Annotated in this window: 17 protein-coding genes; 15 read left to right on the top strand and 2 right to left on the bottom strand. The window is 73.2% G+C overall.

The features are described from left to right. Positions 1-51: 51 nt before the first annotated feature. The 3 genes from STTU_RS08140 (at position 52) to ftsY (ending at position 6,467) form a co-directional block, all read left to right on the top strand. The gene (locus STTU_RS08140; RefSeq protein WP_009068885.1) at positions 52-261 is read left to right on the top strand and encodes a hypothetical protein; all 210 of its coding nucleotides are present in this window, start codon (positions 52-54) and stop codon (positions 259-261) included. A 712-nt stretch (positions 262-973) separates the two neighbouring features. After that, positions 974-4,852 carry an AAA family ATPase gene (locus tag STTU_RS08135; protein WP_043254545.1) on the top strand — a complete coding sequence of 1,293 codons (3,879 nt, stop codon included), beginning with the start codon at positions 974-976 and terminating at the stop codon, positions 4,850-4,852. Positions 4,853-5,243: 391 nt separating this feature from the next. Further along, on the top strand, positions 5,244-6,467 hold the full coding sequence (ftsY, locus tag STTU_RS08130; RefSeq protein ID WP_007821651.1) for a signal recognition particle-docking protein FtsY: 1,224 nt from the start codon (positions 5,244-5,246) through the stop codon (positions 6,465-6,467). A gap of 234 nt (positions 6,468-6,701) precedes the next feature. Here ftsY and STTU_RS08125 read toward each other — a convergent pair whose 3' ends face one another. After that, positions 6,702-7,355, bottom strand: coding sequence for a bifunctional DNA primase/polymerase (locus tag STTU_RS08125; RefSeq protein WP_007821650.1), 654 nt, complete (start codon positions 7,353-7,355; stop codon positions 6,702-6,704). 560 nt (positions 7,356-7,915) lie between these two features. On the opposite strand from STTU_RS08125, the gene STTU_RS08120 reads away from it, so the two are divergent. The 6 genes from STTU_RS08120 to ftsH all read left to right on the top strand — a co-directional run bounded on the left by STTU_RS08120 (position 7,916) and on the right by ftsH (position 19,479). Next, entirely contained in the window at positions 7,916-9,430 is a 1,515-nt protein-coding gene (locus tag STTU_RS08120; protein WP_043257207.1) for a hypothetical protein, read from the top strand. Between the two features lie 660 nt (positions 9,431-10,090). Continuing rightward, positions 10,091-11,449, top strand: a complete 1,359-nt coding sequence (locus STTU_RS08115) for an ammonium transporter (RefSeq protein WP_009068891.1) — start codon at positions 10,091-10,093, stop codon at positions 11,447-11,449. Beyond that, entirely contained in the window at positions 11,446-11,784 is a 339-nt protein-coding gene (locus tag STTU_RS08110) for a P-II family nitrogen regulator (RefSeq protein WP_008745418.1), read from the top strand. Before STTU_RS08115 ends, STTU_RS08110 begins: the two co-directional genes overlap by 4 nt. Positions 11,785-12,570: 786 nt before the next feature. Next, positions 12,571-15,075 (top strand): [protein-PII] uridylyltransferase, encoded by a 2,505-nt coding sequence (locus STTU_RS08105; protein ID WP_007821638.1) that lies wholly within the window; start codon positions 12,571-12,573, stop codon positions 15,073-15,075. Between the two features lie 394 nt (positions 15,076-15,469). Continuing rightward, a complete protein-coding gene (gene ffh / locus STTU_RS08100) occupies positions 15,470-17,011 on the top strand; it encodes a signal recognition particle protein (protein WP_007821634.1) in 1,542 nt (513 codons plus the stop codon). A gap of 551 nt (positions 17,012-17,562) precedes the next feature. Further along, entirely contained in the window at positions 17,563-19,479 is a 1,917-nt protein-coding gene (gene ftsH / locus STTU_RS08095) for an ATP-dependent zinc metalloprotease FtsH (protein ID WP_043254543.1), read from the top strand. 506 nt (positions 19,480-19,985) lie between these two features. Here ftsH and STTU_RS08090 read toward each other — a convergent pair. Beyond that, a complete protein-coding gene (locus STTU_RS08090) occupies positions 19,986-20,951 on the bottom strand; it encodes a hypothetical protein (RefSeq protein ID WP_007821629.1) in 966 nt (321 codons plus the stop codon). Between the two features lie 659 nt (positions 20,952-21,610). Here STTU_RS08090 and STTU_RS08085 point away from each other — a divergent pair. The 6 genes from STTU_RS08085 (at position 21,611) to rplS (ending at position 25,699) form a co-directional block, all read left to right on the top strand. Next, positions 21,611-22,255, top strand: coding sequence for a hypothetical protein (locus STTU_RS08085; protein WP_007821627.1), 645 nt, complete (start codon positions 21,611-21,613; stop codon positions 22,253-22,255). Positions 22,256-22,805: 550 nt separating this feature from the next. Then, complete coding sequence (rpsP, locus tag STTU_RS08080) at positions 22,806-23,234, top strand: 30S ribosomal protein S16 (RefSeq protein ID WP_009068900.1); 429 nt, start codon at positions 22,806-22,808, stop codon at positions 23,232-23,234. Between the two features lies 1 nt (position 23,235). Continuing rightward, the gene (locus STTU_RS08075) at positions 23,236-23,475 is read left to right on the top strand and encodes an RNA-binding protein (protein ID WP_009068901.1); all 240 of its coding nucleotides are present in this window, start codon (positions 23,236-23,238) and stop codon (positions 23,473-23,475) included. Positions 23,476-23,615: 140 nt separating this feature from the next. Further along, positions 23,616-24,326, top strand: coding sequence for a ribosome maturation factor RimM (gene rimM, locus STTU_RS08070; RefSeq protein ID WP_007821623.1), 711 nt, complete (start codon positions 23,616-23,618; stop codon positions 24,324-24,326). After that, the gene (gene trmD, locus STTU_RS08065) at positions 24,323-25,219 is read left to right on the top strand and encodes a tRNA (guanosine(37)-N1)-methyltransferase TrmD (protein WP_078518945.1); all 897 of its coding nucleotides are present in this window, start codon (positions 24,323-24,325) and stop codon (positions 25,217-25,219) included. The genes rimM and trmD overlap by 4 nt, the downstream gene beginning before the upstream one ends. 129 nt (positions 25,220-25,348) lie before the next feature. Beyond that, positions 25,349-25,699 (top strand): 50S ribosomal protein L19, encoded by a 351-nt coding sequence (gene rplS / locus STTU_RS08060; protein ID WP_009068904.1) that lies wholly within the window; start codon positions 25,349-25,351, stop codon positions 25,697-25,699. Positions 25,700-25,764: the final 65 nt, after the last annotated feature.

Here is a 25,764-nt window from a genome sequence, read left to right as displayed (position 1 = left end):
CTCGACCCACCACCGTACTGGTCGGTCACTCAGTGTGGAGGACCACTCATCATGGCAAAGGCGCTTCTCGGTTACGTCGGCGGCTCCGACCCGCGACTCCTCGCCGAGATGCGACGGCTCCAGCAGCGCGTGCAGGACCTCGAATCCGAGCTCGTACGGATTCAGACGGAGAACGACGCGCTCGCGGCTGCCGCTTCTCAGCACGGCGGCGCTCTCCTGGAGAGCATCGACGTACCGCAGGCGGAGCCCGCGCTCACCTGATCCAGGCCGCTGCCGCACACCGCCGCGTTCTCGCGGCGGGGCAGGGGCGTGTGACAGGTGGACCGCGCGGCCACGCCGGTACCGCCAGGGACGCTTCGGCGTCCCTTTCTTTTTCCGTCGCTCGTCCTTCCCCGCCCCGCCCTCCCCCTCGGCTTCCGCCGTCTTCGCTGTCCGCGTCGTCCGTTTCTCTCGCGGCCCGGTCCGCGTGGCGTCGTCGCCGCCGGGATCGCCGCGGGTCGCGGGACCCGGGCCCGTACGCCCTCCCCGCGGCCACCCGCCGACCGCACCCACCCACCCGTTCCCCGCTGTTTCCCGCCCCTCCCGGCCGTGTCTACCGTCTGATCTGCCCTGCGCGCTCCGTGGTGAAACCGTGACGGTGCGCGGGACGTCGCGTGATCTCCGCGCGGAGGGCTACGGCGCGTGCACAACGGGGCGCGGGACGCGACGCCGCGCGGCGGGGTGACGTGGCGTGGGGCGACGCGGCGCGACGGCGCGACGTGACATGTCGGGACGCTTCATCGACGACGCAACGTGACACCACGTGACGTCGCGCGGCGCTACGTACCGGCGTCGCGCGGCGTGACGTACCCCGCCCCGTAGCGCGACGTTGCGGCGTCCCACGCCGCGTCACTCTGTGTCGCTCCCCGTCACGTCGCGCCGTGCGCGTCGTGGGCCGCCGTCGTGCGGAGGCGGGACGGTAGAGTCCGGCGGCGTGCACCTCAAGGCCATGACTCTGCGCGGGTTCAAATCCTTCGCCTCCGCGACGACGCTGCGGTTCGAGCCGGGGATCACGTGCGTCGTCGGGCCGAACGGCTCCGGCAAGTCCAACGTCGTGGACGCGCTGACGTGGGTGATGGGCGAGCAGGGCGCCAAATCGCTGCGCGGCGGCAAGATGGAGGACGTCATCTTCGCCGGCACGACGGGCCGGCCGCCGCTGGGGCGTGCCGAGGTCTCGCTCACGATCGACAACAGCGACGGCGCCCTCCCCATCGAGTACGCCGAGGTCACGATCGCGCGGACGATGTTCCGCAACGGGGGCAGCGAGTACCAGATCAACGGCGACACCTGCCGCCTCCTCGACATTCAGGAACTCCTCTCCGACTCCGGCATCGGCCGCGAGATGCACGTCATCGTCGGCCAGGGGCAGCTCGACTCCGTCCTCCATGCCGACCCGATGGGCCGCCGCGCCTTCATCGAGGAAGCCTCGGGCGTCCTCAAGCACCGCAAGCGCAAGGAGAAGGCGCTCCGGAAACTCGACGCGATGCGCGCCAACCTCGCCCGCGTCCAGGACCTCACCGACGAACTGCGCCGCCAGCTCAAACCCCTCGGCCGCCAGGCCGCCGTCGCGCGCCGCGCCGCCGTCATCCAGGCCGATCTGCGCGACGCGCGCCTGCGGCTGCTCTCCGACGACCTCGTCACGCTGCGCCGCGCGCTCGACGCCGAAGTCGCCGACGAGGCCGCGCTCAAGGCACGCAAGGAGGCGGCGGAGAGCGCGCTCAAGACCGCGCTCGCCCGCGAGGCGCGTCTGGAGGAGGCGGTACGCGCCCTGGCGCCGCGCCTCCAGAGCGCGCAGCACACGTGGTACGAGCTGTCGCGCCTCGCGGAGCGTGTCCGCGGCACCGTCAGCCTCGCCGAGGCACGTGTCACGAGCGCGACGTCCGTACCGGCCGAGGAACGTCGCGGACGCGACCCGGAGGACCTGGAGCGCGAGGCGGCGCGCATCCGTGAACAGGAGGCGGAACTCTCGGAGGCGCTCGAAGCCGCCGAACGCGCCCTGGAGGACACCGTCGCGCACCGCGGCGAGCTGGAGCGTCAGCTCGCCGTCGAGGAGCGCCGCCTGCGCGACGTGAGCCGCGCCCTCGCCGACCGCCGCGAGGGCCTCGCCCGCCTCCAGGGCCAGGTGACCGCCGCGCGTGGCAGGGCGACATCGGCGCGCGCCGAGATCGAACGCCTCGCGACGTCGCGCGACGAGGCCCGGGAACGCGCCGACGTCGCGCACGAGGAGTACGAGCGACTGCGCGCCGAGGTCGACGGGCTCGACGCGGGGGACGTCGCGCGCGAGGAGCGCTACGAGGCGGCACGCCGCGCCCGCGCCGAGGCCGACGCCGCGCACCACGACGCCCGCGACGCCGCGGCGGCGGCGGAGCGTTCCCGCGCCGCGACCGAGGCGCGACGCGACGCCCTCGCGCTCGGCCTGCGCCGCAAGGACGGCACCGGCGCTCTCCTCGCGGCGGGCGACCGGCTCACCGGACTGCTCGGACCGGCGGCCGAACTGCTCAGCGTCGCCCCCGGCCACGAGGCGCACGTCGCGGCCGGGCTCGGCACAGCCGCCGACGCCCTCGCCGTCGACGGCCCCGAAGTTGCCGCCCAGGCCCTCCGCCTCCTGCGCGCACAGGAAGCGGGCCGCGCCGTGCTGCTCCTCGCGGACGCGGCGGGGAAGGACGTCGCGCTGCCGGACCACGTCGCGACGTCGCGCGCGGGCGCGACGTCGGGCACGCCACACGACGCGACGTCGCGTGCCGAGGTGCGCGACGTACCGGCGCCCCGCGACGTCCCCGGGGCCCCCGCCGCGACGGGGACATCCGGCACACGCGACGCCGGCCCGCGCGACATCCCCCACGGCGCGTCCTCCGGCTCCGACCACGCCGCGACGTCCCCCGCCCCCCACGACGCCCACCGCGTCGCGACGTCCCCCGACTCCCGCGACGCCGCGACGACCGACGCCCCCGACACCGTCGACCTCCCCGCCCCCCTCGACGTCCCGGGCCGCCCCCTCGCCGACCTCGTGCGCGGCCCCGAAGACCTGCTCCGCGCCGTACGCCGCCTGCTGCGCGGCATGGTCGCGGTCGGCACGCTCGACGACGCGCTCGCCCTCGTCCGTGCGCACCCCGCGCTCGTCGCGGTCACCGCGGAGGGCGACGTCCTCGGCGCGCACCTCGCGCAGGGCGGTTCCGCCGGGGCGCCGAGCCTGATCGAGGTGCAGGCGTCCGTGGACGAGGCGACCGCCGAGCTGGAGGAGCTGTCCGTACGGTGCGCCGCGCTCGCCGAGGCGCAGGAGGACGCCGCGACACGTCGCGCCGACGCCGCGGCGGTCCTGGAGGAGCTGGAGCGCGAGCGCCGTACCGCGGACCGCGAGAAGTCCGCCGTCGCGCAGCGGCTCGGCGCGCTCGCCGGGCAGGCGAAGGGCGCCGCGGGCGAGGCGGAGCGCTCCGCCGCGGCGGCGGCGCGCGCCCAGGACGCCCTCGACCGCGCCGAGGCGGAGGCCGCCGAACTGGAGGAGCGCCTCGCCGTGGCGGAGGAGTCCTCGCCCTTCGGCGACGCGGGGGAGTGGGACGGCGACGAGGAACCCGACACCTCCGTTCGCGACCGCCTCGCCGCCGACGGCGCCAACGCCCGCCAGACCGAGATGGAGGCCCGGCTCCAGCTCCGTACGCACGAGGAACGCGTGAAGGCGCTCGCGGGCCGTGCCGACGGCCTCGACCGTGCCGCGCGCGCCGAGCGCGAGGCGCGGGAGCGCGCGGAGCGACGTCGCGCGCGGCTGCGTCACGAGGCGGCCGTCGCACGCGCCGTCGCCTCGGGGGCGCGGCAGCTCCTCGCGCACGTCGAGGTCTCGCTGGGCCGCGCCGAGGAGGAGCGCGGCGAGGCGGAGCGGTACCGCGAGGAGGCCGAACGCGAGCTGACCGCCGAGCGCGAGAACGGTCGCGGGCTGAAGGCCGAACTCGACAAGCTCACCGACTCCGTCCACCGCGGCGAGGTGCTCGGCGCCGAGAAGCGCCTGCGCATCGAGCAACTGGAGGGCAGGGCGCTGGAGGAACTCGGCGTCGAGCCGAGCGTCCTGCTCGCCGAGTACGGACCCGGCACCCTCGTACCGCCGTCGCCGCCGGCCGAGGGCGAGGAACTGCCCGAGGACCCCGAGCACCCCCGCAACCAGCCGCGTCCCTTCGTCCGCGCCGAGCAGGAGAAGCGCCTCAAGGAGGCCGAACGCGCCTACCAGCGGCTCGGCAAGATCAACCCGCTCGCCCTGGAGGAGTTCGCGGCGCTCGAAGAACGCCACCAGTTCCTCTCCGAACAGCTCGAAGACCTCAAGAAGACGCGCGCCGACCTGCTCCAGGTGATCAAGGAGGTCGACGAGCGCGTCGAACAGGTCTTCACGGAGGCGTACCACGACACGGCGCGCGAGTTCGAGGGCGTCTTCTCGCGGCTCTTCCCCGGCGGCGAGGGCAGGCTCCTGCTCACCGACCCCGAGAACATGCTCACCACCGGCGTCGAGGTCGAGGCGCGCCCGCCGGGCAAGAAGGTGAAGCGGCTCTCACTGCTCTCGGGCGGCGAACGCTCCCTGACGGCCGTCGCGCTGCTCGTCGCGATCTTCAAGGCGCGGCCGAGCCCGTTCTACGTGATGGACGAGGTCGAGGCGGCGCTCGACGACACCAACCTCCAGCGTCTCATCCGCATCATGCAGGAGCTCCAGGAGAGTTCCCAGCTCATCGTGATCACGCACCAGAAGCGCACGATGGAGGTCGCCGACGCGCTCTACGGCGTCTCCATGCAGGGCGACGGCGTCTCGAAGGTGATCAGCCAGCGGCTGAAGTAGGCGCGCGACGCGGGGGACGTCGCGTCCTCGCGTCACGCGGGGCGTCGCACCGTGCGCCGTCGCGTCGTCGTACGGGGCGCGACAAGGCGGCGTCGCGTCGTGCGGGGTGCGGGGTGCGGCAAGGCGACGTCGCGTCGTACGGGGCGTGACAGCCGCGACGTCGCGGCCTCGTACGTACCCACGCCGCGCGGCGCCGCACCGCCCCGTACCCACGCCGCGGCGTCGCACCACCCCGTACGCGACGTCGCACCGCCCCGTACCCCCGTGCCCCGCGACGCCTCGCGACGTCCCGCCACCCCGCCCCCACGTCGCGCCCCGCCACCGCTCCCTCGCCCCCCGCCAGACGCAATCCCCGACCCCGTCCCGGGCATGGCCGATACTGGGGGGCGTTATGGACATCGTCATCCTTGCAATCATCATCGCGGTCGTCGTGATCGGTGCGATCAGCGGTCTGGTGGTGAGCGGACGCCGCAAGAAGCGGCTCCCCCCCACGCCGCCGGAGCGCACGCCGAGCGTCACCGCCCCGGAGGCCGAACCGCACGTCGGGGACGAGGCCGAGAAACCGCGCGACGAGCAGCGCCGCACGATCGAGGAGGTATCGCTTCCCGACGCGGAGACGGCGACATCGACGCCCGAGGCCGTCGAGGACCCGGTCGTCGCGCTGCCCCCGCAGCCCGAGATCGAGGTGCCCGAGCCCACCGCCGGGCGCCTGGTGCGCCTGCGGGCCCGTCTCTCGCGCTCCCAGAACGCCCTGGGCAAGGGCCTGCTGACCCTGCTCTCGCGCGAGCACCTCGACGAGGACACGTGGGAGGAGATCGAGGACACGCTCCTCACCGCCGACGTCGGCGTCGCGCCGACGCAGGAACTCGTCGAGCGGCTGCGCGAGCGCGTCCGCGTGCTCGGCACCCGCACCACCGACGAGCTGCGCACGCTGCTCCGTGAGGAACTCCTCACGCTCGTCGGCGCCGACACGGACCGCACCGTGCACACCGAGGCCGCGCCCGACAAGCCGGGCATCGTGATGGTCGTCGGCGTCAACGGCACCGGCAAGACCACCACCACGGGCAAGCTCGCGCGCGTCCTGGTCGCGGACGGCAAGAGCGTCGTGCTCGGCGCGGCCGACACCTTCCGCGCCGCCGCGGCGGATCAGCTCCAGACCTGGGGCGAGCGCGTCGGCGCACGCACCGTGCGCGGCCCCGAGGGCGGAGACCCGGCGTCGATCGCCTTCGACGCGGTCAAGGAGGGCATCGCCGAGAAGGCCGACGCGGTCCTTATCGACACGGCGGGCCGCCTGCACACCAAGACCGGCCTCATGGACGAGCTGGGCAAGGTCAAGCGCGTCGTCGAGAAGCAGGCGCCGGTCGACGAGGTCCTCCTCGTGCTCGACGCGACGACGGGCCAGAACGGTCTCGTCCAGGCGCGCGTCTTCGCCGAGGTCGTGTCGATCACCGGCATCGTGCTCACGAAGCTGGACGGTACGGCCAAGGGCGGCATCGTCATCGCGGTGCAGCGCGAACTCGGCGTCCCGGTCAAGCTCATCGGGCTCGGGGAGGGCGCGGACGACCTCGCCCCGTTCGAACCCGGCGCCTTCGTGGACGCCCTCATCGGCGACTGACCGCCCCCGCCGCCGCGACTCCCACGAGCCCCGGCCGCGCCCCCGCGACGAAAGGCCCCGTGGCACCTCCACGGGGCCTTTCCGCTGTCCGCCCGCGAAGAGCCACCCGCCCCGGGGTTTGGGGTTTCTCCTGCCATGGCGTCGGCCCCTGCGGGACTTTCCGGTACGGGCACGGGGCCGCCACCCCGCGCGGGCTCACCCACGCGTCCGCCAAGCCCGCGCTGTACGGGGCCGCTATCCCTGGACCCGGTGGGCGACGTACGCGAGCGTCCCGAGCAGCAGGCGCACCTCCGGCGGGCGCAGCGCCGTGTCGAGCGAGGGCGCGCGCAGCCAGCTCACCGGGCCGCGTCCGCCGCGGTCGGAGGGCGGCGCGGTGACGTACGCGCCCGTGCCGAGCGCGCGGAGGTCGAGGCGCGCGTCGTCCCAGCCCGCGCGGGCGAGGAGGCGGGGGAGGGCCGCGGCGGAGCCCGGCGCGACGTAGAACTGCGCGCGGCCCTGGGGGGTGAGGGCGACGGGGCCGGGGGGGAGGCCCATGCGCTCCAAGCGCGCGAGGGCGTGGCGGCCCGCGCGCTCCGCGACGTCGAGCACGTCGAAGGCGGAGCCGACCGGCAGCATGAGCGCGGCGCCCGGCCAGCGGGACCACGCCGCGGTCGCGTCGGCGAGCGTGGCACCGGCCCGTACCGGACGCGCGCGGCGCAGCGGATGCGCGCCCGGGGCCCCGCACGCCGCGTCGCCGCAGGAGCAACCGCCCGCCTCGATCCGCGCCCCCGGCGCGACGTCCCAGCCCCACAGCCCCGTGAACTCGGCCACCGCGGTGCACTCCGAGGAGCGTCCACGGCGCCGCACGCCTTCGCGCTTCTCCCGGATGCCGCCGATCGTGAAACCCATGCCCCCTCCAACGTGTCTGGAGCGTCCAACGCGTTGACGCTCCACCGGTTACGCGCTGAACCGCTGGAGTGACGCTCCGTGTGTAGCGTGTGGCGTACGGAGGGGGCGTGTGTATCTCCGAGTGCGCCCCGGCGCGCTTCGATGCGCTGGTCCCCGTTCGTCTTCCGTCAGTCAATCGTGTGAAGTCCAGGGCGAGTTATTGGCGCGGGGGTGGCGAAAGGTGGCGTTTCCGGGGACGGGCTCGTGCGCGCGTGAGGGACGCCCTACCTTCACGGGACAGACTCCGGCAGTGTGGCGCACCGCCTCGGGTGTTGACGAGGAGGCGTCGCACGGCGCGTGCGTCCGCGGCGACGACGCCGCGCGGTGACGGTGACGGTGACGGTGACGTCGAGGGTGACGGCGCGGTGCCGCGCACCGGCGCCGCGACGCCGGGCGGGCGCGACGATGGGTCGGCGCGATGGTGCGTGGGCGCACGCGACGTCGCGCATGCTGAGAGGGTCGGGGCCGCGTACGGCAGAGGCGCGGTGCGATGGGTGACGGATGGGGGCGTGCTCATGGACATGAGCCGGGGGTTCGGCGGAACGCACAGCGAGACCGACTACGGCGCCGGCGAAGGCGTCGACAAGAAGCCCAACGCCCTCCTCGAATCCTGGTTCGTCCGCAGCGGCTGGTCCAAGGGCGAACTCGCCCGGCAGGTCAACCGCAGGGCACGTCAGCTCGGCGCCGTGCACATCTCGACCGACACCTCGCGGGTACGTCGCTGGCTCGACGGGGAGCAGCCGCGCGACCCGATCCCGCGGCTGCTCTCGGCGCTCTTCTCGGAACGTTTCGGCTGTGCCGTCAGCGTCGAGGACCTCGGACTGCGCCCCGTCCACCAGACGCCGTCCACGGCGGGCATCGACCTTCCCTGGACGGCGCCCCAGGCCGTCGCCCTGATGAGTGAGTTCTCGCGCAGCGACCTCATGCTCGCGCGTCGCGGCTTCCTCGGCGGTTCCCTCGCGTTGACGGCGGGCGCCGCCCTCGTCGAGCCGATGCAGCGCTGGCTCCAGCCCGCACACGGCGAACGCCTGCCCACCCTCGCCGACATCGCCACGCCCAACCGCACCGCACGGCGCCTGTCCGAGCCCGAACTCTCCCTCCTCGAATCAACAACGATCATGTTCCGCAAGTGGGACGCGCAGAGTGGGGGCGGTCTACGTCGCAAAGCGGTCGTCGGGCAACTCCACGAGGTCACCGACCTGCTCCAGGAGCCGCAGACCGCCGAGACCGGCCGCCGCCTCTTCCGCGTCGCCGCCGAACTCGGCGAGCTGGCCGGCTGGATGAGCTACGACATCGGCCTCCAGCCCGCGGCCCAGAAGTACTTCGTCCTCGCCCTGCACGCCGCGAAGGAGGCCGAGGACCGGCCCCTCGGCTCGTACATCCTCTCCAACATGGCGCGCCAGATGATCCACCTCGGCCGCCCCGACGACGCCCTCGAACTCATCCACCTCGCGCAGTACGGCAGCCGCCACGAGGCGACGGGGCGCACGCAGGCCATGCTCTACGCGATGGAGGCGCGCGCCTACGCCAACCTCGCCCAGCCGGGCAAGTGCAAGCGCGCCGTGCGCATCGCCGAGGACACGTACGCCGAGGCGACGGAGTCCTCCGGCGAGGAGCGGGACCCGGACTGGATCGGGTTCTTCACCGAGGCCGAACTGCACGCCGAGAACGGCCACTCCTTCCGCGACCTCGTCTACACGGCCGGGCGCCACAAGGAACACGCCGCGCTCGCGGAGCCGCGCATCGAGCGCGCCGTCGAACTCTTCGGCAGCGACCTTGAACACCACCGGTCGTACGCGCTCAATCTCATCGGCCTCTCGACCGTCCACCTGATCAAGAAGGAACCCGAACTGAGCGCCGAACGCGCCGGAGCCGCCATCGGCATCGCACGCAAGGTCCGCTCCGAACGCCTCAACAACCGCCTGCGCACGACGGTCGACCAGGTCGTCCGCGCCTACGGCGCCGTCCCCGAGGTCCTCCACCTGCGCGACGAGATGGCGCGACAGCTCCCGGAGGACGGGGACGTGGAGGTGTAGTGGAGGTGTAGGCGTGGCGGACGACGGGGGTACGGGGGCGGGGCGATGGGGCGGGTACGTCGCGTCGGGGGCGGGGTACGTCGCGTCGGGTTACGCGGCGTGGGGGCGTACGACGCGACGTGGCGCGAGAGGTGGCGTCGCGCGACGCGACGTCGCCCCGTACGACGCGACGTAGGCCGCTCGTAACGCGACGTCGCGCCCCGCACGACGCGACGTGTCGCCGCGACGTCGCCCGCCGCGTACGCCACCTGCCCCCCCGCCCCTGCGCGACGTGCCTCCGCCCCGCACGCGACGTACCCCGCACCCGCGCGACGCCGCAACCGCCCGATTCCGGCCACATCCGCCCGTACGCCGCCCCGTCCGTGCCGCCGCGTCGTGCTCCGGCGCGGCATCCGGGTGGCCTGCGCAGGTATACGGACGCCGGGAGCGCGCGAGGCGTCGCGGGCCGTCCCGTAGGTTGCGCGACGATAACGACGCGGCGTGGGGCCGCGTCGCGGTTCATGAACGCGTAACACGCACCGTGCCTTCGTCACGGCGGTGAAACACCGAGGGGCATCGACCGAAACCGCGCTGCGACAACCTCATGGCGCATAACGGCCCACCCCTCACGACCGCACTGGTTGAGCCCGCACGGGCCGCACCGACGACGAGGAGACGCAGATGCCCCCAGGCATTGCGCTCGCCGCAGACGCTCCCCAGCTGTCTGCCGCGAACACGGGATTCATGCTCATCTGTTCCGCCCTGGTCATGTTGATGACCCCGGCGCTGGCCTTCTTCTACGGAGGCATGGTCCGCGTCAAGAGCACCCTCAACATGCTGATGATGAGCTTCATCAGCCTCGGGATCGTCACGATCCTGTGGGTGCTCTACGGCTTCAGTCTCGCCTTCGGGACGGACAAGGGAAGCCTGATCGGCTGGAACGGCGACTTCGTCGGACTCAGCGGTATCGGCGTCGTGGAGCTCTGGGACGGTTACACCATCCCGATCTACGTCTTCGCCGTCTTCCAGCTGATGTTCGCGATCCTCACGCCCGCGCTCATCAGCGGCGCGCTCGCCGACCGCGTCAAGTTCACCGCCTGGGCGCTCTTCATCGCGCTCTGGGTCACGATCGTGTACTTCCCCGTCGCGCACTGGGTCTGGGGCACCGGCGGCTGGGCCTACGACCTCGGCGTCATCGACTTCGCCGGCGGTACGGCCGTTCACATCAACGCGGGTGCCGCGGCGCTCGGCGTCATCCTCGTCATCGGCAAGCGCGTCGGCTTCAAGAAGGACCCGATGCGGCCCCACAACCTGCCGCTCGTGATGCTCGGCGCCGGACTGCTGTGGTTCGGCTGGTTCGGCTTCAACGCCGGCTCGTGGCTCGGCAACGACGACGGCGTGGGCGCCGTCATGTTCCTCAACACGCAGGTCGCCACCGGCGCCGCGATGCTCGCCTGGCTCATCTACGAGAAGATCCGCCACGGCGCCTTCACGACCCTCGGCGCGGCGTCCGGCGCCGTCGCGGGCCTCGTCGCGATCACCCCGTCCGGCGGCGCCGTCAGCCCGCTCGGTGCCATCGCCGTCGGCGCCATCGCCGGTCTCCTGTGCGCCATGGCCGTCGGGCTCAAGTTCAAGTTCGGGTACGACGACTCGCTCGACGTCGTCGGCGTCCACCTCGTCGGCGGGATCGTCGGCTCCCTGCTCGTCGGCTTCTTCGCCACCGGCGGCGTCCAGTCCGACGCCAAGGGCCTCTTCTACGGGGGCGGGCTCGACCAGCTCGGCAAGCAGGCCGCGGGTGTCTTCGGCGTCCTCGCGTACTCTCTCGTCGTCTCCGCGCTCCTCGCCTTCCTCATCGACAAGACCATGGGCATGCGGGTCAGCGAGGACGACGAGGTCTCGGGCATCGACCAGGTCGAGCACGCCGAGACCGCGTACGACTACAGCGGAGCCGGCGGCGGCTCCCTGCCCCGCAGCACGTCGGCCCCGCTCGCGACCGAGACCACGGCGGCCCCGGCGACGAACAAGAAGGTGGACGCATGAAGCTCATCACCGCGGTCGTCAAGCCGCACCGGCTCGACGAGATCAAGGAAGCCCTCCAGGCCTTCGGCGTCCACGGCCTGACGGTGAGCGAGGCGAGCGGCTACGGGCGGCAGCGCGGTCACACGGAGGTCTACCGGGGCGCGGAGTACACCGTCGACCTCGTGCCCAAGATCCGTATCGAGGTCCTCGTCGAGGACGAGGACGCCGAGCAGCTGATCGAGGTCGTGGTCAAGGCCGCCCGCACCGGCAAGATCGGTGACGGCAAGGTCTGGAGCCTCCCCGTCGAGACCGCGGTCCGCGTCCGCACCGGCGAACGCGGCCCCGACGCCCTCTGACCCCCTCCACCATGCCCCGTACCCCCCGACGTCCCCCGCCCCGCACGCCGCCCACGCGACGTACAGGGCGGGGGACGGGCGTATCGGGGGTACGGGACGGGGGCGGGGCGCGGCGTCGCGCGGCGGAGGCCGGGGCGGCGGGTGCGGTTGGTCCAGGGTCGTCGCGGCCGTGGGCGGGACCGGAGCCGCCCGGTGGGACGGGGCGGGCGCGGTGCGTCGTGCTACGCGACGTGGCATATGCGACGTCGCGTGCGACCTGGGCTTTTGTCGCGATGTCGCGCGACGCCGCAGGACGAGAACGCGTGCGGCGAGGCCGCAGGACGACGCGCGACGAGGCGCCGGGAACGGGACCCTCGCGCCCTGGACAGGAGGCGACGCGATGCGACGCAAGCCGTGCGCGACGTCGCATGACGACGCCGCGTCCTCCCGCGCGACGCGGCGGGCACGACGAAGTGCCGCCCCGCGCCGTCCCCCTTCCACCGACGCCTCACCCCAGACGCGACGTCGCGTCCCGCCCTCGGCTTCGCACGCAACGTGGCATATGCGACGTCGCGTGCGACCTGCACCTTTACCGCGACGTCGCGCCGCCCCTGTAGACCGTCGAAAACTGTAGGAACCACGAAAGACTCATCAGGACCCAGTACCCAGTACCCAGTACCCAGTACCCAGGACCCAGGACCCAGGACCCAGGACCCGGGACCCGGGACCCGACCACCCCCGACCCTTCGCCGTTGACACCGCTGACCGACCACGAACCCCGCTCCCGCGGGGGCCAGGAGCTGCCGGGTGACGAGCCTCGACCAACGCCAGGAAACCGAAGACGCCGAGCCGGGGGGCTACGCGGCGGCGCGACTGCGCCTGCTGCACGAGAACGCGGAGGACGGCCGCGCCCGCAGGCAGGCGCTCGCCACCCTCACCGATTCCTGGCTCGCCGAGCTGTTCGACGCCGCCGCGGCGCCACGCGGCGTCGCCCTCGTGGCGGTCGGCGGCTACGGACGTGGCGAACTCTCCCCGCGCAGCGACCTCGACCTCCTGCTCCTCCACGACGGCCGTGCGGAACCGCGCGCCATCGCGGCCGTCGCCGATCGCGTCTGGTACCCCGTGTGGGACCTCGGTCTCGATCTCGACCACTCCGTGCGCACCCCGGACGAGGCGCGCAAGACCGCCGGAGAGGACCTGAAGGTCCACCTCGGTCTCCTCGACGCCCGCCACGTCGCGGGCGACCTCGGGCTGACGACCGCCCTGCGCTCCACCGTCTTCGCCGACTGGCGCAACCAGGCCCCCAAGCGCCTGCCGGCCCTCCACGACCTGTGCGTCGAACGCGCGGAGCGCCACGGCGAGCTCCAGTTCCTCCTCGAACCCGACCTCAAGGAGGCCCGCGGCGGCCTGCGCGACGCGACAGCCCTGCGCGCCGTCGCCGCGTCGTGGCTCGCCGACGCCCCGCGTGCCGGGCTCGACGAAGCGCGCCGCACCCTCCTCGACGTGCGCGACGCGCTCCACCTCGCGACGGGGCGCGCCACCGACCGCCTCGCCCTCCAGGAACAGGACCAGGTCGCCGCCCACCTCGGCCTGCTCGACGCCGACGCGCTGCTCCGCCAGGTCTACGAAGCGGCGCGCACCCTCGCGTACGCGGGCGACGTCACGTGGCGCGAGGTGCAGCGTGTCCTGCGCGCCCGCTCGCTGCGGCCCCGACTGCGCGCCGTCTTCGGCGCCGGGCGCGGTGCGCCGGAGCGCACGCCGCTCGCCGACGGTGTCGTCGAGCAGGAGGGTGAAGCCGTCCTCGCCCGGACGGCGCGCCCCGAACGCGACGCCGTCCTGCCCCTGCGCGCCGCCGCGGCCGCCGCGCAGGCAGCCCTCCCGCTGTCCCCCCACGCCGTACGCCGCCTCGCGACCGCCTGCCCGCCGCTCCCGACGACGTGGCCGGCCGAGGCCCGCGAGGAACTCGTCACTCTGCTCGGCGCGGGACGCCCCACCGTCGAGGTGTGGGAGGCGCTGGAGGCGGGCGGGCTCGTCACCAGACTGCTGCCCGACTGGGAACGCGTAAGGTGCCGCCCGCAGCGCAACGCCGTCCACACCTGGACAGTCGACCGCCACCTCGTGGAGACGGCCGTACGCGCCGCCGCGCTCACGCGTCGCGTCTCCCGCCCCGACCTGCTGCTCGTCGCGGCGCTGCTCCACGACCTCGGCAAGGGGTGGCCCGGCGACCACTCGGTGGCGGGCGAGATCATCGTGCGCGACGTCGCGGCACGCATCGGCTTCGACGCCACGGACGTCGCGACGCTCGCGACCGTCGTGCGTCACCACCTGCTGCTCGTCGAGACCGCGACGCGACGTGACCTGGACGATCCCGCGACGGTGCGCGGCGTCGCCGACGCTGTGCGCGACATCGCGACGCTGGAACTGCTGCACGCCCTCACGGAGGCCGACGCCCTCGCGACGGGCCCCGCCGCGTGGTCCGCCTGGCGCGCCTCGCTCGTCGACGACCTCGCCGCCCGCGTCGCCGCCGCGCTCTCCGGTGCCGAGCCCCCGGAGCCGGAGGAGGCCGCGGCGCTCACGGCCGAGCAGGAACGGCTCGCCGTCGAGGCGTACCGCACTGCCGGCCCCGTCCTGACCCTCCGCACCCGCCACGAGGGAGAGCCGGGCGACGCCGAGGCGGACGCGCAGGCGCCTGTGGGCGTCGAACTGCTCGTCGCGGTGCCGGACCAGCCCGGCGTCCTGCCCGCCGTCGCCGGTGTCCTCGCGATGCACCGGCTCACGGTTCGCACCGCCGAATTCCGGGGCACGGAGATCCCCGGGGAACTGCGCACGGCACCCGACGTTCCGCGCGACGTCGCGTCCGGCGGGGCGCGCGCGGGCGACGCCACGGCCGTTCTCGTCCTGGACTGGCGCGTGTCCGCCGCGTACGGCTCGCTGCCCCAGGCGACGCGGCTGCGCGCCGACCTCGTCCGCGCCCTGGACGGCAGCCTCGACATCCGGGGCCGCCTCGCCGAACGCGACGCGGCGTACCCGCGCCGCAAGGGACTCTCCGTACCCCCGCCCCGAGTACGCGTCGCCCCCGCCGCGTCCCACAGCGCGACGGTCATCGAGGTCCGCGCCCAGGACGCCCCCGGCCTGCTGCACCGTCTCGGCCAGGCGCTGGAGAACGCGGGCGTACGAGTACGCAGCGCCCACGCCAGCACCCTCGGCGCCAACGCCGTCGACGCCTTCTACGTCACCGGCCCCGACGGCGGCCCCCTCGCCCCCGACGTCGCGTCGGCACTGGCGTCCGAACTGGAACGCACGCTGGGCTGAGGCGCAGACGAGGCAACGAGGCCGCGACGTCCTGTGCCAAGGTGCGTGACGTCGCGGCCGGGGACCACGCGCATGGCGCGACGCCGCGACGTCCACGCGGTGCGCGCGACGTCAAGCGCACGCGACGTCGCCCCGCCCCGTACGCGACGTCGCGCCTCCACCACGCGACGTCGCCGACGTCCCGCACGCGCGACACCGGCGCGACGTCACGTCCCACGCCCGGCGCGACGCCGCGTTCCAGCCCCCGCGTCGTGCCCCCCGGCGACGGTCGCGTCGCCCCCGCCCCGTACCGGATCAGAGCCCCCGTTCCCCCGCGACGGCTTTCCTCCCCGGCAGGGCGGATACCCTAGACAGCGATTACCCCTGCCCCCGACCCCGAGGACCGACGAGCGCCGTGTTCGATACCCTCTCCGATCGCCTCTCAGCGACTTTCAAGAGCCTCCGTGGCAAGGGGCGGCTGTCCGAGGCGGACATCGATGCCACCGCGCGGGAAATCCGCATCGCGCTCCTCGAAGCCGACGTCGCGCTTCCCGTCGTGCGCGCCTTCATCAAGAAGGTCAAGGAGCGCGCTCTCGGCGAAGAGGTCTCCAAGGCGCTCAACCCCGCGCAGCAGGTCATCAAGATCGTCAACGAGGAGCTCGTCGGCATCCTCGGTGGCGAGACGCGACGCCTCCGCTTCGCGAAGCAGCCCCCGACCGTGATCATGCTCGCGGGTCTGCAGGGTGCCGGTAAGACGACCCTCGCGGGCAAGCTCGGCCGCTGGTTGCAGGGGCAGGGCCACTCGCCGCTGCTCGTCGCCTGCGACCTGCAGCGTCCCAACGCGGTCAACCAGCTCAGCGTCGTCGCCGAACGCGCCGGCGTCGGCATCTACGCGCCGCAGCCCGGCAACGGCGTCGGCGACCCCGTCCAGGTCGCGAAGGACTCCGTCGAGTACGCGCGGACGAAGCAGTTCGACGTCGTGATCGTCGACACCGCCGGGCGACTCGGCATCGACCAGGAGCTGATGCGGCAGGCCGCGGACATCCGCGACGCCGTCAGCCCGGACGAGATCCTCTTCGTCGTCGACGCGATGATCGGCCAGGACGCGGTGAACACCGCCGAGGCGTTCCGCGACGGGGTCGGCTTCGACGGCGTCGTGCTCTCGAAGCTCGACGGTGACGCGCGAGGCGGTGCGGCGCTCTCCATCGCGCACGTCACCGGCAAGCAGGTCATGTTCGCCTCCAACGGCGAGAAGCTCGAGGACTTCGACGCGTTCCACCCGGACCGCATGGCGTCGCGCATCCTCGACATGGGCGACGTACTCACGCTCATTGAGCAGGCCGAGCGGACCTTCAGCCAGCAAGAGGCCGAGGAAATGGCCCGCAAGCTGCAGAAGGGCCCGAAGGAGTTCACGCTCGACGACTTCCTCGCCCAGATGGAGCAGGTCCGCAAGATGGGCTCCATCTCCAAGCTGCTCGGCATGCTGCCCGGCATGGGCCAGATCAAGGACCAGATCAACAACCTCGACGAACGCGACGTCGACCGCACCGCCGCCATCATCAAGTCGATGACACCGGCCGAGCGCGCCGACGCGACGATCATCAACGGCTCGCGCCGTGCCCGTATCGCCAAGGGCTCCGGCGTCGAGGTCAGCGCGGTGAAGAACCTCGTGGAGCGCTTCTTCGAGGCCCGCAAGATGATGTCGCGCATGGCGCAGGGCGGTGGCATGCCCGGCCTTCCCGGCATGCCGGGCATGGGCGGTGGCCCGGGGCGCCAGAAGAAGCAGCAGAAGCAGGCCAAGGGCAAGCGCCGCAGCGGCAACCCGATGAAGCGCAAGGCCGAGGAGCAGGCCGCCGCCGAACGCCGCGCCCAGGCCGCGGCCGGCGGCCAGGACGACGCGCCGCAGGGCGGCGGCGCCTTCGAGCTGCCGGACGAGTTCAAGAAGTTCATGGGCTGACCGTCCTCGGATTGTCGTACGTGAGGCGGGGTGCCCCCTGAAAAAGGGGGCGCCCCGCCTCACGTATGCGGCGACTTCGTAGAACGCCGCGTTCGGTGCCACGCCAGCCACGGCGCCGGGTGATGGGGCGGGCGGTGCGCGGCAGGGACGCGACGTACGGCGGGTTCGGGGCGATGCGCGGCGCTACGGGTCCTCGCGACGTCGCCGCGCCGTACGTACCGAGCATCCCGATGCCACGTCGCGTGACGGCGCGCGCCGTCGGGGCCCTTACGCGACGTCACGTCGTTCCGCACGTGCACGCCGCGCACGCGTCGTCCCGTACGTACACGTCAAACGCACGCGACGTCGCGCCGCCCCGGACGAACACGTCGCCTGCGCAACGCCCTCGTTGCCCCGTACGCCCGCCACGTCCCCTCTCTTCCCCCGAGCCCCCCGCCTCCCTCGCCCGCCCCCTGTCCGGCCGAAGCCGGGGGGCTGCCGTCGCATACCTCCGTTAATGTCCGGATCAAGGCATGCGGGGGAGGACCCGTTCCGGCGGCGAAGGAGCACGCGTGAGCAATCCCGTACCCCCGCGCGACCGGACGGACCAGCCGTGGCGCTCGGAGGGGGCACCGCCGCCGCCGAAACGGAAGCCGCCGTGGGGGCGGATCATCATCGCCGCGCTCGTCGTCTACCTCCTGACCAACCTGGTCCTCACGCTGGTCAATCACGACGACGACACCACGATCTCGTACACCGAGTTCAGTAAGCAGGTCGCTGACGACAACGTCGACAAGATCTACTCCAAGGGCGACTCGATCCAGGGCGAGCTGCGCAAGTCCAAGCCGAAACCGAAGGACGCCGACGGCGACGGGGACTACAAGAAGTTCACGACGCAGCGCCCTTCGTTCGCCGATGACAAGATCTGGGCCGATCTCGAACGCCACAAGGTCACCGTCACCGCGCGGCCCGTCGTGCAGGAACGCAGCCTGCTGACCAATCTGCTCATCTCGCTGGCGCCGATGATCCTGATCATCGTGCTGTGGTTGTTCATCGCGCGCCGGGTGAGTTCCGGCCTCGGGGGCGCCGGCGGGATGCTCGGCCGCAAGCAGCCGCCCAAACCGATCGAGATGGAGGGCGGCAAACGCACCACCTTCGCCGACGTCGCGGGCATCGACGAGGTCGAGGGGGAGCTGAACGATGTCGTCGACTTCCTCAAGCACCCCGACGCCTACCGCGCCATGGGCGCGAAGATGCCGCGCGGCGTCCTGCTCACCGGACCGCCCGGCACGGGAAAGACGCTGCTCGCGCGCGCCGTGGCCGGTGAGGCGAACGTGCCGTTCTTCTCCGCTTCGGCCTCCGAGTTCATCGAGATGATCGTCGGCGTCGGCGCGAGCCGCGTGCGGGAGCTGTTCGCGGAGGCGCGCAAGGTCGCGCCGTCGATCATCTTCATCGACGAGATCGACACGATCGGTCGCGCGCGAGGCGGCGGCTCCGGCCTCGGCGGCCACGACGAGCGCGAGCAGACCCTGAACCAGATCCTCACCGAGATGGACGGCTTCTCCGGCTCCGAGGGAGTCGTCGTCATCGCCGCGACGAACCGCGCCGACGTCCTCGACCCCGCCCTCACCCGGCCGGGCCGCTTCGACCGCACCGTCGTGGTCAGCCCGCCGGACCGCGAGGGCCGCGAGGCGATCCTCCGCATCCACACCCGCGGCATCCCGCTCGCCCCCGACGTCGACCTCGCCCAGGTCGCCCGCATCACCCCCGGCATGACCGGCGCGGACCTCGCCAACCTCGCCAACGAGGCCGCCCTCCTCGCCGTCAAACGCCGCAAGCAGGACGTCACGATGCCCGACTTCACCGGCGCCCTGGAGAAGGTCCAGCTCGGTGCCGAACGCAGCCTCGTCATGCCGGGCGAGGAACGCCGCCGCACCGCCTACCACGAGAGCGGCCACGCCCTCCTCGGCATGCTGCAACCCGGCGCCGACCCGGTCCGCAAGATCACGATCGTGCCGCGCGGTCGCGCCCTCGGCGTCACCCTCTCGACCCCGGACGCCGACAAGTACGCCTACACGGAGGAGTACCTGCGGGGCCGCATCATCGGCGCGCTCGGCGGCATGGCGGCCGAACAACTCGTCTTCGGCGTCATCACGACCGGCGCGGAGAGCGACCTCGAACAGGTCACCAACCTCGCGCGCGGCATGGTCGGCCGCTGGGGCATGAGCGCACGCGTCGGCAGGCTCTCCGCCCTCCCCAACGACGGCCAGCAGCCCTACGGTCTCGCCGCGGCGCCCGCGACGCTCGACACCATCGACGAGGAGATGCGCCGCATCGTCGACGAGTGCTACGCCCACGCCCTGCGCACCCTTCAGGAGCACCGCGCCCAGCTCGACGCCCTCGCCGACGCCCTCCTGGAGAGCGAGACCCTCGACGAGGCCGACGCCTACCACGCCGCCGGCATCCCCCGCCTCTCCAAGAACGACTGAACCGGGATGCGGTCGTCGGTCCTGGCGTGGCCGAAACCGCCCCTGTCGCGACGCAGGGATACGCCGCGTGGCGGATGCCGCGCGCAGACGCCGCGGCCGACCGGGGTACGACACGTCGCGCCGACGACGCGACGTCCGCGTGCGGGACGGGGCGCTGCGGGCGACGACGGCTGACGCGACGTGGCATATGCGACGTCGCGTGCGGGGCGGCTACGCACCGGGCACGACGCGACGTCGGCGGGGACGCGACGTCGGCCGGAAGTGGCGTTGGTAGGGACGCGACGTCGACGAGGACGCGACATCGGCCGGACGCCACGTCGGCCGGGACGCGACGTGAGCGGTAACGCGAGGACGCGGCGTGGTCCGCTTGTCCGTCCGCGCGCGCCACGTCGCGACGCCCGCGCGGCGTGGGCAGCGGTACGGGGCCCGCGCGACGTAGCGCGTGTGACGCCTCGCCCGCGTCCTCGCCACGCGCCGTTCTGCCGCACCGCGCCGAGCCTGCCCCGTCAGTCCCGCCGTGCGACGACGTAGCGGAAGACGTTCGGCATCCAGACGGTGCCGTCCTGCCGCGTGTACGGGTGCAGGGCCTCGCGCAGTTCCTTGTCCACCTGCGCGGCGTCCGTCGCCTCGATCGCGGCGTCGAAGAGTCCGGTCGACAGCAGACCCCGCACCGCGCCCGCCGTCCCCGCGTACCCGAAGGGGCAGGCCACGCGTCCCGAGCCCAGCAGCCGCAGACCCGCCCGCGCGGCGACCGCCTCCAGGTCGTCCCTGCGCTCCGGCCGCCAGCCCCCGCCCGCGCCCAGCTCACCGGGGCCGAAGGGCAGCGACGCGTCGGTGTCCGCGAGCCGTGTCGCGACGCGCAGCACCGTCGACGCGGCGCACCGCTCGGGCGGCCCCCAGCCGGCCACCACGACGGTCGCGCCGTGTGCCGTGAAGGGCAGCGCCGCGCGCAGTCGCGCCGTGAGGGTCTCGTAGTCACCCGCCGTCGCGCCTGCGGGCTGAAAGGCGGTCACGACCGTGTACGGCGGCGCGTCCACGCCGCGCAGGACGGCGGGTGAGCCGTGCAGGAGACGCGGCGTCGCGACGTCCTCCGTGGCGGCGGCCACGCCACGCGCCGCGACGTCGCGGCGCGGCACCGACGCCCCAGGCGGGGGTACCGGCTCCCGCGACGACCCCGCCCCGGCCACGGAGCAGCCGAGGCGCTCCGCGGCGAGCGTCAGCCGTGCCCGAGGCCCCTCGTCCACGCCGGTCACCGAGGCGCCCCGCGCCCGCGCCAGCACCAGTGCGAGCCCCGCCCCGCAGCCCAGCCCGAGCAGGCGCGCGCCGGGGCCGATCTCAAGGCGCTCGTACACCGCCGCGTAGAGCGGGACGAGCATGCGTTCCTGGATCTCCGCCCAGTCCAGGGCGGCACGTTCCTCGTCGTGTGCGCGCCGGGAGCCCGCAGCCCCGCGACGTGGTTCCCGCACGAGCATGGATGTCATGGATGGCGCCCCTATCGGCCCAGAGGTGTGTGGTGCCTGTCTGCAGTCCGCCCCCGTGCGGCCCGTGCCGCCCTCGTGCGCGGCGTGAGCCGTCGCTCGTCCGCGCGTGCTCCCTCTCCCGTGTGCCAGGAAACTCCGACCGCGCCGTGCCGTCCAGGGGAGGCCCGGGGCTTGTCGGCCAATGCTTGCGTGCCACCTTCCGCGCTCCCGTGCGCTGTCCGCGTCCCGGTTTGCCCCGGGCGGCGCCACCTTCACGCCACCGGACGAGGAGCGCCGCGCGACGTCGCGCCGGATGCGCGACGCGGGTCCCGCGCCGCGACGTCGCGGGGATGTCGCGTCGGCGGCACGCGCGACGTCGCCCGCACCGGCGCCCCGTACCCCGCCGCGAACGCCTCCCGCGCCGCGCGATAACGTCGCCCCGTCGCGCGACGCGGGACACCGCCCGAGGTGGCACACGGCCGGGTCGGCCGCCGCCTCTCCCCCCGCGCGGTCCCCGGCGCCGCCCCCGCCGACCGTGTCGCCGGGCGCTGTGCGTAGCGGCGCTACGTACCGTCTTGCGGGGAGCTGTGACGGGTTCTCCGCACATCGACGCACCCGCCCTCCTCCGGACGCATCACGGCCAACTGGCGGGTACGAGCAAATTATTTGGGATGGCCCGGAATAGGAACACGCCGCGCGCGCGGCTCGTTGGTCACGACGTGAGCACGACACCACCTGTTCTCGCCGCAGAGCTGGCACAGGCGTGGGCCGACATTCAGCGGTACCACCCCGACCTGCCGGATCTTGCCGCGCCCGAGTCCCTGATCGGGGAGTCCTCGTCCGCCTGCGGACACGAACTCTCCTTCGAACGACTGCTGCACGAGGCGGTTCACGGTCTCGCCGCCGCCCGGGGTGTTCGCGACACCTCCCGCGCCGGCCGCTACCACAACCGCAGATTCCTCACGATCGCCGAGGAACTGGGCCTGGACCATCCCGAGGAGCCGCATCCGAGCAGCGGCTTCTCCCTCGTCACCCTCAGTGCCGAGGCGAGGAAGCGGTACCGGGCCACCATCGACCAACTGCACCGCGCGCTGAAGGCGCACACTGCCGCGACCTCCACCGACTCGTCGAGCAGCTTCCGCGGCCCCGCGGCCCGGCACGGTTCGTCCGGCGGCGGCGTACGTGTCAAAGCGGTGTGCGACTGCGGGCGCAACGTACGCGTCGTCCCCTCGGTCCTCGCCCAGGCGCCGATCATGTGCGGCGGCTGCGGAAAGCCCTTCCGCATCCCCGAGCCCGCCGTTCCCGCCATGTCCTGAACGCCAGACCGCGCGCAGCCCCGCGAGCCGACGGCGCGGCATGTCCGGCCCCGCCCCGGACGTGCCACGCCGCCGGACGATACGGGGCGTACGGTGATCCGCCGCGCGCGACGCCGCGTCGCGCCCGCCGCGCGATGTCGTGGCGGCGCTCGTACGTCGCGGCGCGTACCTCGTATGTCGCCTCCCGGCGCTTCGTACGACGACGCGTGCCTCGCGCCGCAGCCGCCGCGGCGTCGCGGCGTCCCCGGCGTGATTCCCGCGCGACGTCGCGGCATTCCCATCCTGAAGTCACGCGACGTCGTGCGGCCTCGCTACGTCATGTCGCCCCCCCGCGACGTCGCGCGGTCCCCGTGGTGAGCGCGGTCCGGGCGTCTCCCCCCACGGGTCCGGGCGCGTCGTGGGCTGTGGCAGAATGGACAGCTGTACTCGACAGCCGCACAGGACCCCTCTCTCCTCCGGCTGACGTGTCCTGCGGGCCCGGTCGGATTCCGCAACCCCACGCGGCATCATCCGGTGCCCCACCCCGTCAAGACCAGGAGACACCACTCCCGTGGCAGTCAAGATCAAGCTGAAGCGTCTGGGCAAGATCCGCGCGCCTCACTACCGCATCATCATCGCCGACTCCCGCACCCGCCGTGACGGCCGTGCGATCGAGGAGATCGGCCTGTACCACCCGGTGCAGAACCCCTCGCGCATCGAGGTCGACGCCGACCGCGTGGCGTACTGGCTGGGTGTCGGCGCGCAGCCGACCGAGCCCGTGCTCGCCATCCTGAAGAAGACCGGCGACTGGCAGAAGTTCAAGGGCGAGCCCGCCCCGGCGCCGCTGCTCCAGCCGGAGCCGAAGCCCGACCACAGCGGTCTCTTCGAGGCCGTCTCGGCGAAGGCCGGCGATGAGCCCAAGGGTGAGGCCATCACCCAGAAGACGAAGAAGGCCGACAAGAAGGACGAGTCCGACTCGTCCGAGTCGACCGAGGGCTGACATGCTCGACGAGGCTCTCGAACACCTCGTGAAGGGCATTGTCGACAACCCCGACGATGTGCAGGTTGCCGAGCGCACCCTGCGCCGCGGGCGCGTTCTCGAGGTACGGGTGCACCCCGACGACCTCGGCAAGGTGATCGGCCGCAGTGGCCGCACCGCGCGCGCCCTCCGCACCGTCGTGGGTGCCATCGGCGGCCGTGGCGTCCGCGTCGACCTCGTCGACGTGGACCACGTGCGCTGAACTCGTACACGCGCTGAGGTCCACCGGACACAGCACAGCACCGGCGCGGGCCGGGGCGGGCCCTCGGGCCGGCCCCGGCCCGTCGTCGTACCAGGACCCACGTCGCAGCAGGCGTCGTAGCAGGACAGGAGATCCCCAGAGTGCAGCTGGTAGTCGCACGGATCGGCCGTGCCCACGGCATCAAGGGCGAGGTCACCGTCGAGGTGCGTACGGACGAGCCGGAGCTGCGGCTCCCGCCCGGCGCCGTACTCGCGACCGATCCGCCCGGTGCCGGGCCGCTGACGATCGAGCAGGGGCGGGTGCACAGCGGCCGGCTGCTGCTGCGCTTCGCGGGGGTGAAGGACCGCACCGCCGCGGAGGCGCTGCGCAACACGCTGCTGATCGCCGAGATCGATCCGGAGGAGGTGCCCGAGGACCCCGAGGAGTTCTACGACTATCAGCTCATGGATCTCGACGTGGTCACCGAGGATGGCCAGGAGGTCGGGCGGATCACGGAGATCTCGCACCTCCCCTCCCAGGACCTCTTCATCGTCGAGCGCCCGGACGGCAGCGAGGTGATGATCCCCTTCGTCGAGGAGATCGTCACCGAGATCGACCTCGACGAACAGCGCGCCGTGATCAATCCGCCGCGAGGGCTGCTCGACCTCGACGAGGCCGACGTCGCTTCGGAGCGGGAGACGTCGCGTACGGAGACGGGCGCCGCGCCGGACGACGCGACGGCGCGCACCGCGTCGCGTACGGACGAGGCGACGTCGCGCGGCGGCGACGCGACGTCCGCCGGGGACGACGCGGCGGCAGCCGCCGCCGATGACGCGACGTCGCGCGACGTCGCCCCCGAGGACCCCCGGTGACGGCCGCCACGTCGCGTACCGCCGCCACGTCGCGCGAGCCCGCGGACGCCTCGTCCCGCGTCGCCCCCTCGCTCCGTCTCGACGCGCTCACGATCTTCCCCGAGTACCTCGACCCGCTCCACGTCTCCCTCGTCGGCAAGGCACGCGCCCGCGGACAGCTCGATGTCCATGTGCACGACCTCCGCGACTGGACGTACGACCGCCACAACACGGTCGACGACACCCCGTACGGCGGCGGGCCCGGCATGGTCATGAAGACCGAGCCGTGGGGCGACGCGCTCGACGAGGTGCTCGCGGACGGCTACGAGGCGGGAGCGCGCGAACCGGTTCTCGTCGTGCCGACGCCGAGCGGCCGGCCCTTCACGCAGCGGCTCGCAGTCGAACTGTCCGCCCGCCCCTGGCTGATCTTCACCCCGGCGCGGTACGAGGGCATCGACCGGCGCGTCATGGAGGAGTACGTGACGCGGCTGCCCGTGTACGAGGTCTCCATCGGCGACTACGTGCTCGCGGGCGGCGAGGCGGCCGTACTCGTCATCACCGAGGCCGTCGCCCGGCTCCTGCCCGGCGTACTCGGCAACGCCGAATCCCACCGCGACGACTCCTTCGCGCCCGGAGCCATGGCGGACCTGCTCGAAGGCCCCGTCTACACGAAGCCGCCGTCCTGGCGGGGGCGCGGCATCCCCGACGTGCTGCTGAGCGGTCACCACGGCCGCATCGCGCGCTGGCGCCGCGACGAGGCGCTGGCACGCACCGTCGCGCACCGCCCCGACCTCATCGCCCGCTGCGACCCCGCGGCGTTCGACAAGAAGGACCGCGAGACGCTCTCGATCCTCGGCTGGCGGCAGGGGCCCGACGGCCGATTTGGGCCTGCCCCCTCCGACGTGGAAGAATAGGCCGCTGCCGTCCGTCCCGGCGCGCGCCCCTGCCACAGGGGGAACGACGCCCGCCCGGCGAAGCGGCACCCTTCACTCATCACCATGTTCCGTTGATGACCTGTGGCATCAGCGAGGAAGCAGACACACATGTCCAACCTGCTCGACTCCGTCGACGCCGCGTCGCTGCGCAGCGACCTCCCGTCGTTCCGCCCCGGCGACACCGTCAACGTCCACGTGCGCGTCATCGAGGGCAACCGCTCGCGTGTGCAGCAGTTCAAGGGCGTTGTCATCCGCCGCCAGGGCGCGGGCGTCCGCGAGACCTTCACGGTCCGCAAGGTCTCCTTCTCCGTCGGCGTGGAGCGCACCTTCCCCGTGCACACCCCGATCGTCGAGAAGATCGAGCTGGTGACGCGCGGTGACGTCCGTCGCGCCAAGCTCTACTACCTCCGTGAGCTGCGCGGCAAGGCCGCGAAGATCAAGGAGAAGCGCGAGAGCTGATCTCGCACGCGCGGCCGGCCGGTCGCGCGCATTGGGCCACCACGGCCCGGAGGGACCCACAGCGC

Source organism: Streptomyces sp. Tu6071 (genome assembly GCF_000213055.1).
Classification (GTDB): Bacteria; Actinomycetota; Actinomycetes; order Streptomycetales; family Streptomycetaceae; genus Streptomyces; species Streptomyces evansiae.
This window is presented reverse-complemented; position numbering and strand designations above follow the sequence as displayed.

Bases quoted from the DNA above. Each gene is read 5' to 3' on its own strand.
- STTU_RS08140 (WP_009068885.1), top strand. From the start codon at position 52: ATGGCAAAGGCGCTTCTCGGTTACGTCGGCGGCTCCGACCCGCGACTC.
- ftsY (WP_007821651.1), top strand. From the start codon at position 5,244: ATGGACATCGTCATCCTTGCAATCATCATCGCGGTCGTCGTGATCGGT.
- STTU_RS08125 (WP_007821650.1), bottom strand. From the start codon at position 7,355: ATGGGTTTCACGATCGGCGGCATCCGGGAGAAGCGCGAAGGCGTGCGG.
- STTU_RS08120 (WP_043257207.1), top strand. From the start codon at position 7,916: ATGAGCCGGGGGTTCGGCGGAACGCACAGCGAGACCGACTACGGCGCC.
- STTU_RS08115 (WP_009068891.1), top strand. From the start codon at position 10,091: ATGCCCCCAGGCATTGCGCTCGCCGCAGACGCTCCCCAGCTGTCTGCC.
- STTU_RS08110 (WP_008745418.1), top strand. From the start codon at position 11,446: ATGAAGCTCATCACCGCGGTCGTCAAGCCGCACCGGCTCGACGAGATC.
- STTU_RS08090 (WP_007821629.1), bottom strand. From the start codon at position 20,951: ATGCTCGTGCGGGAACCACGTCGCGGGGCTGCGGGCTCCCGGCGCGCA.
- STTU_RS08085 (WP_007821627.1), top strand. From the start codon at position 21,611: ATGGCCCGGAATAGGAACACGCCGCGCGCGCGGCTCGTTGGTCACGAC.
- STTU_RS08075 (WP_009068901.1), top strand. From the start codon at position 23,236: ATGCTCGACGAGGCTCTCGAACACCTCGTGAAGGGCATTGTCGACAAC.
- rplS (WP_009068904.1), top strand. From the start codon at position 25,349: ATGTCCAACCTGCTCGACTCCGTCGACGCCGCGTCGCTGCGCAGCGAC.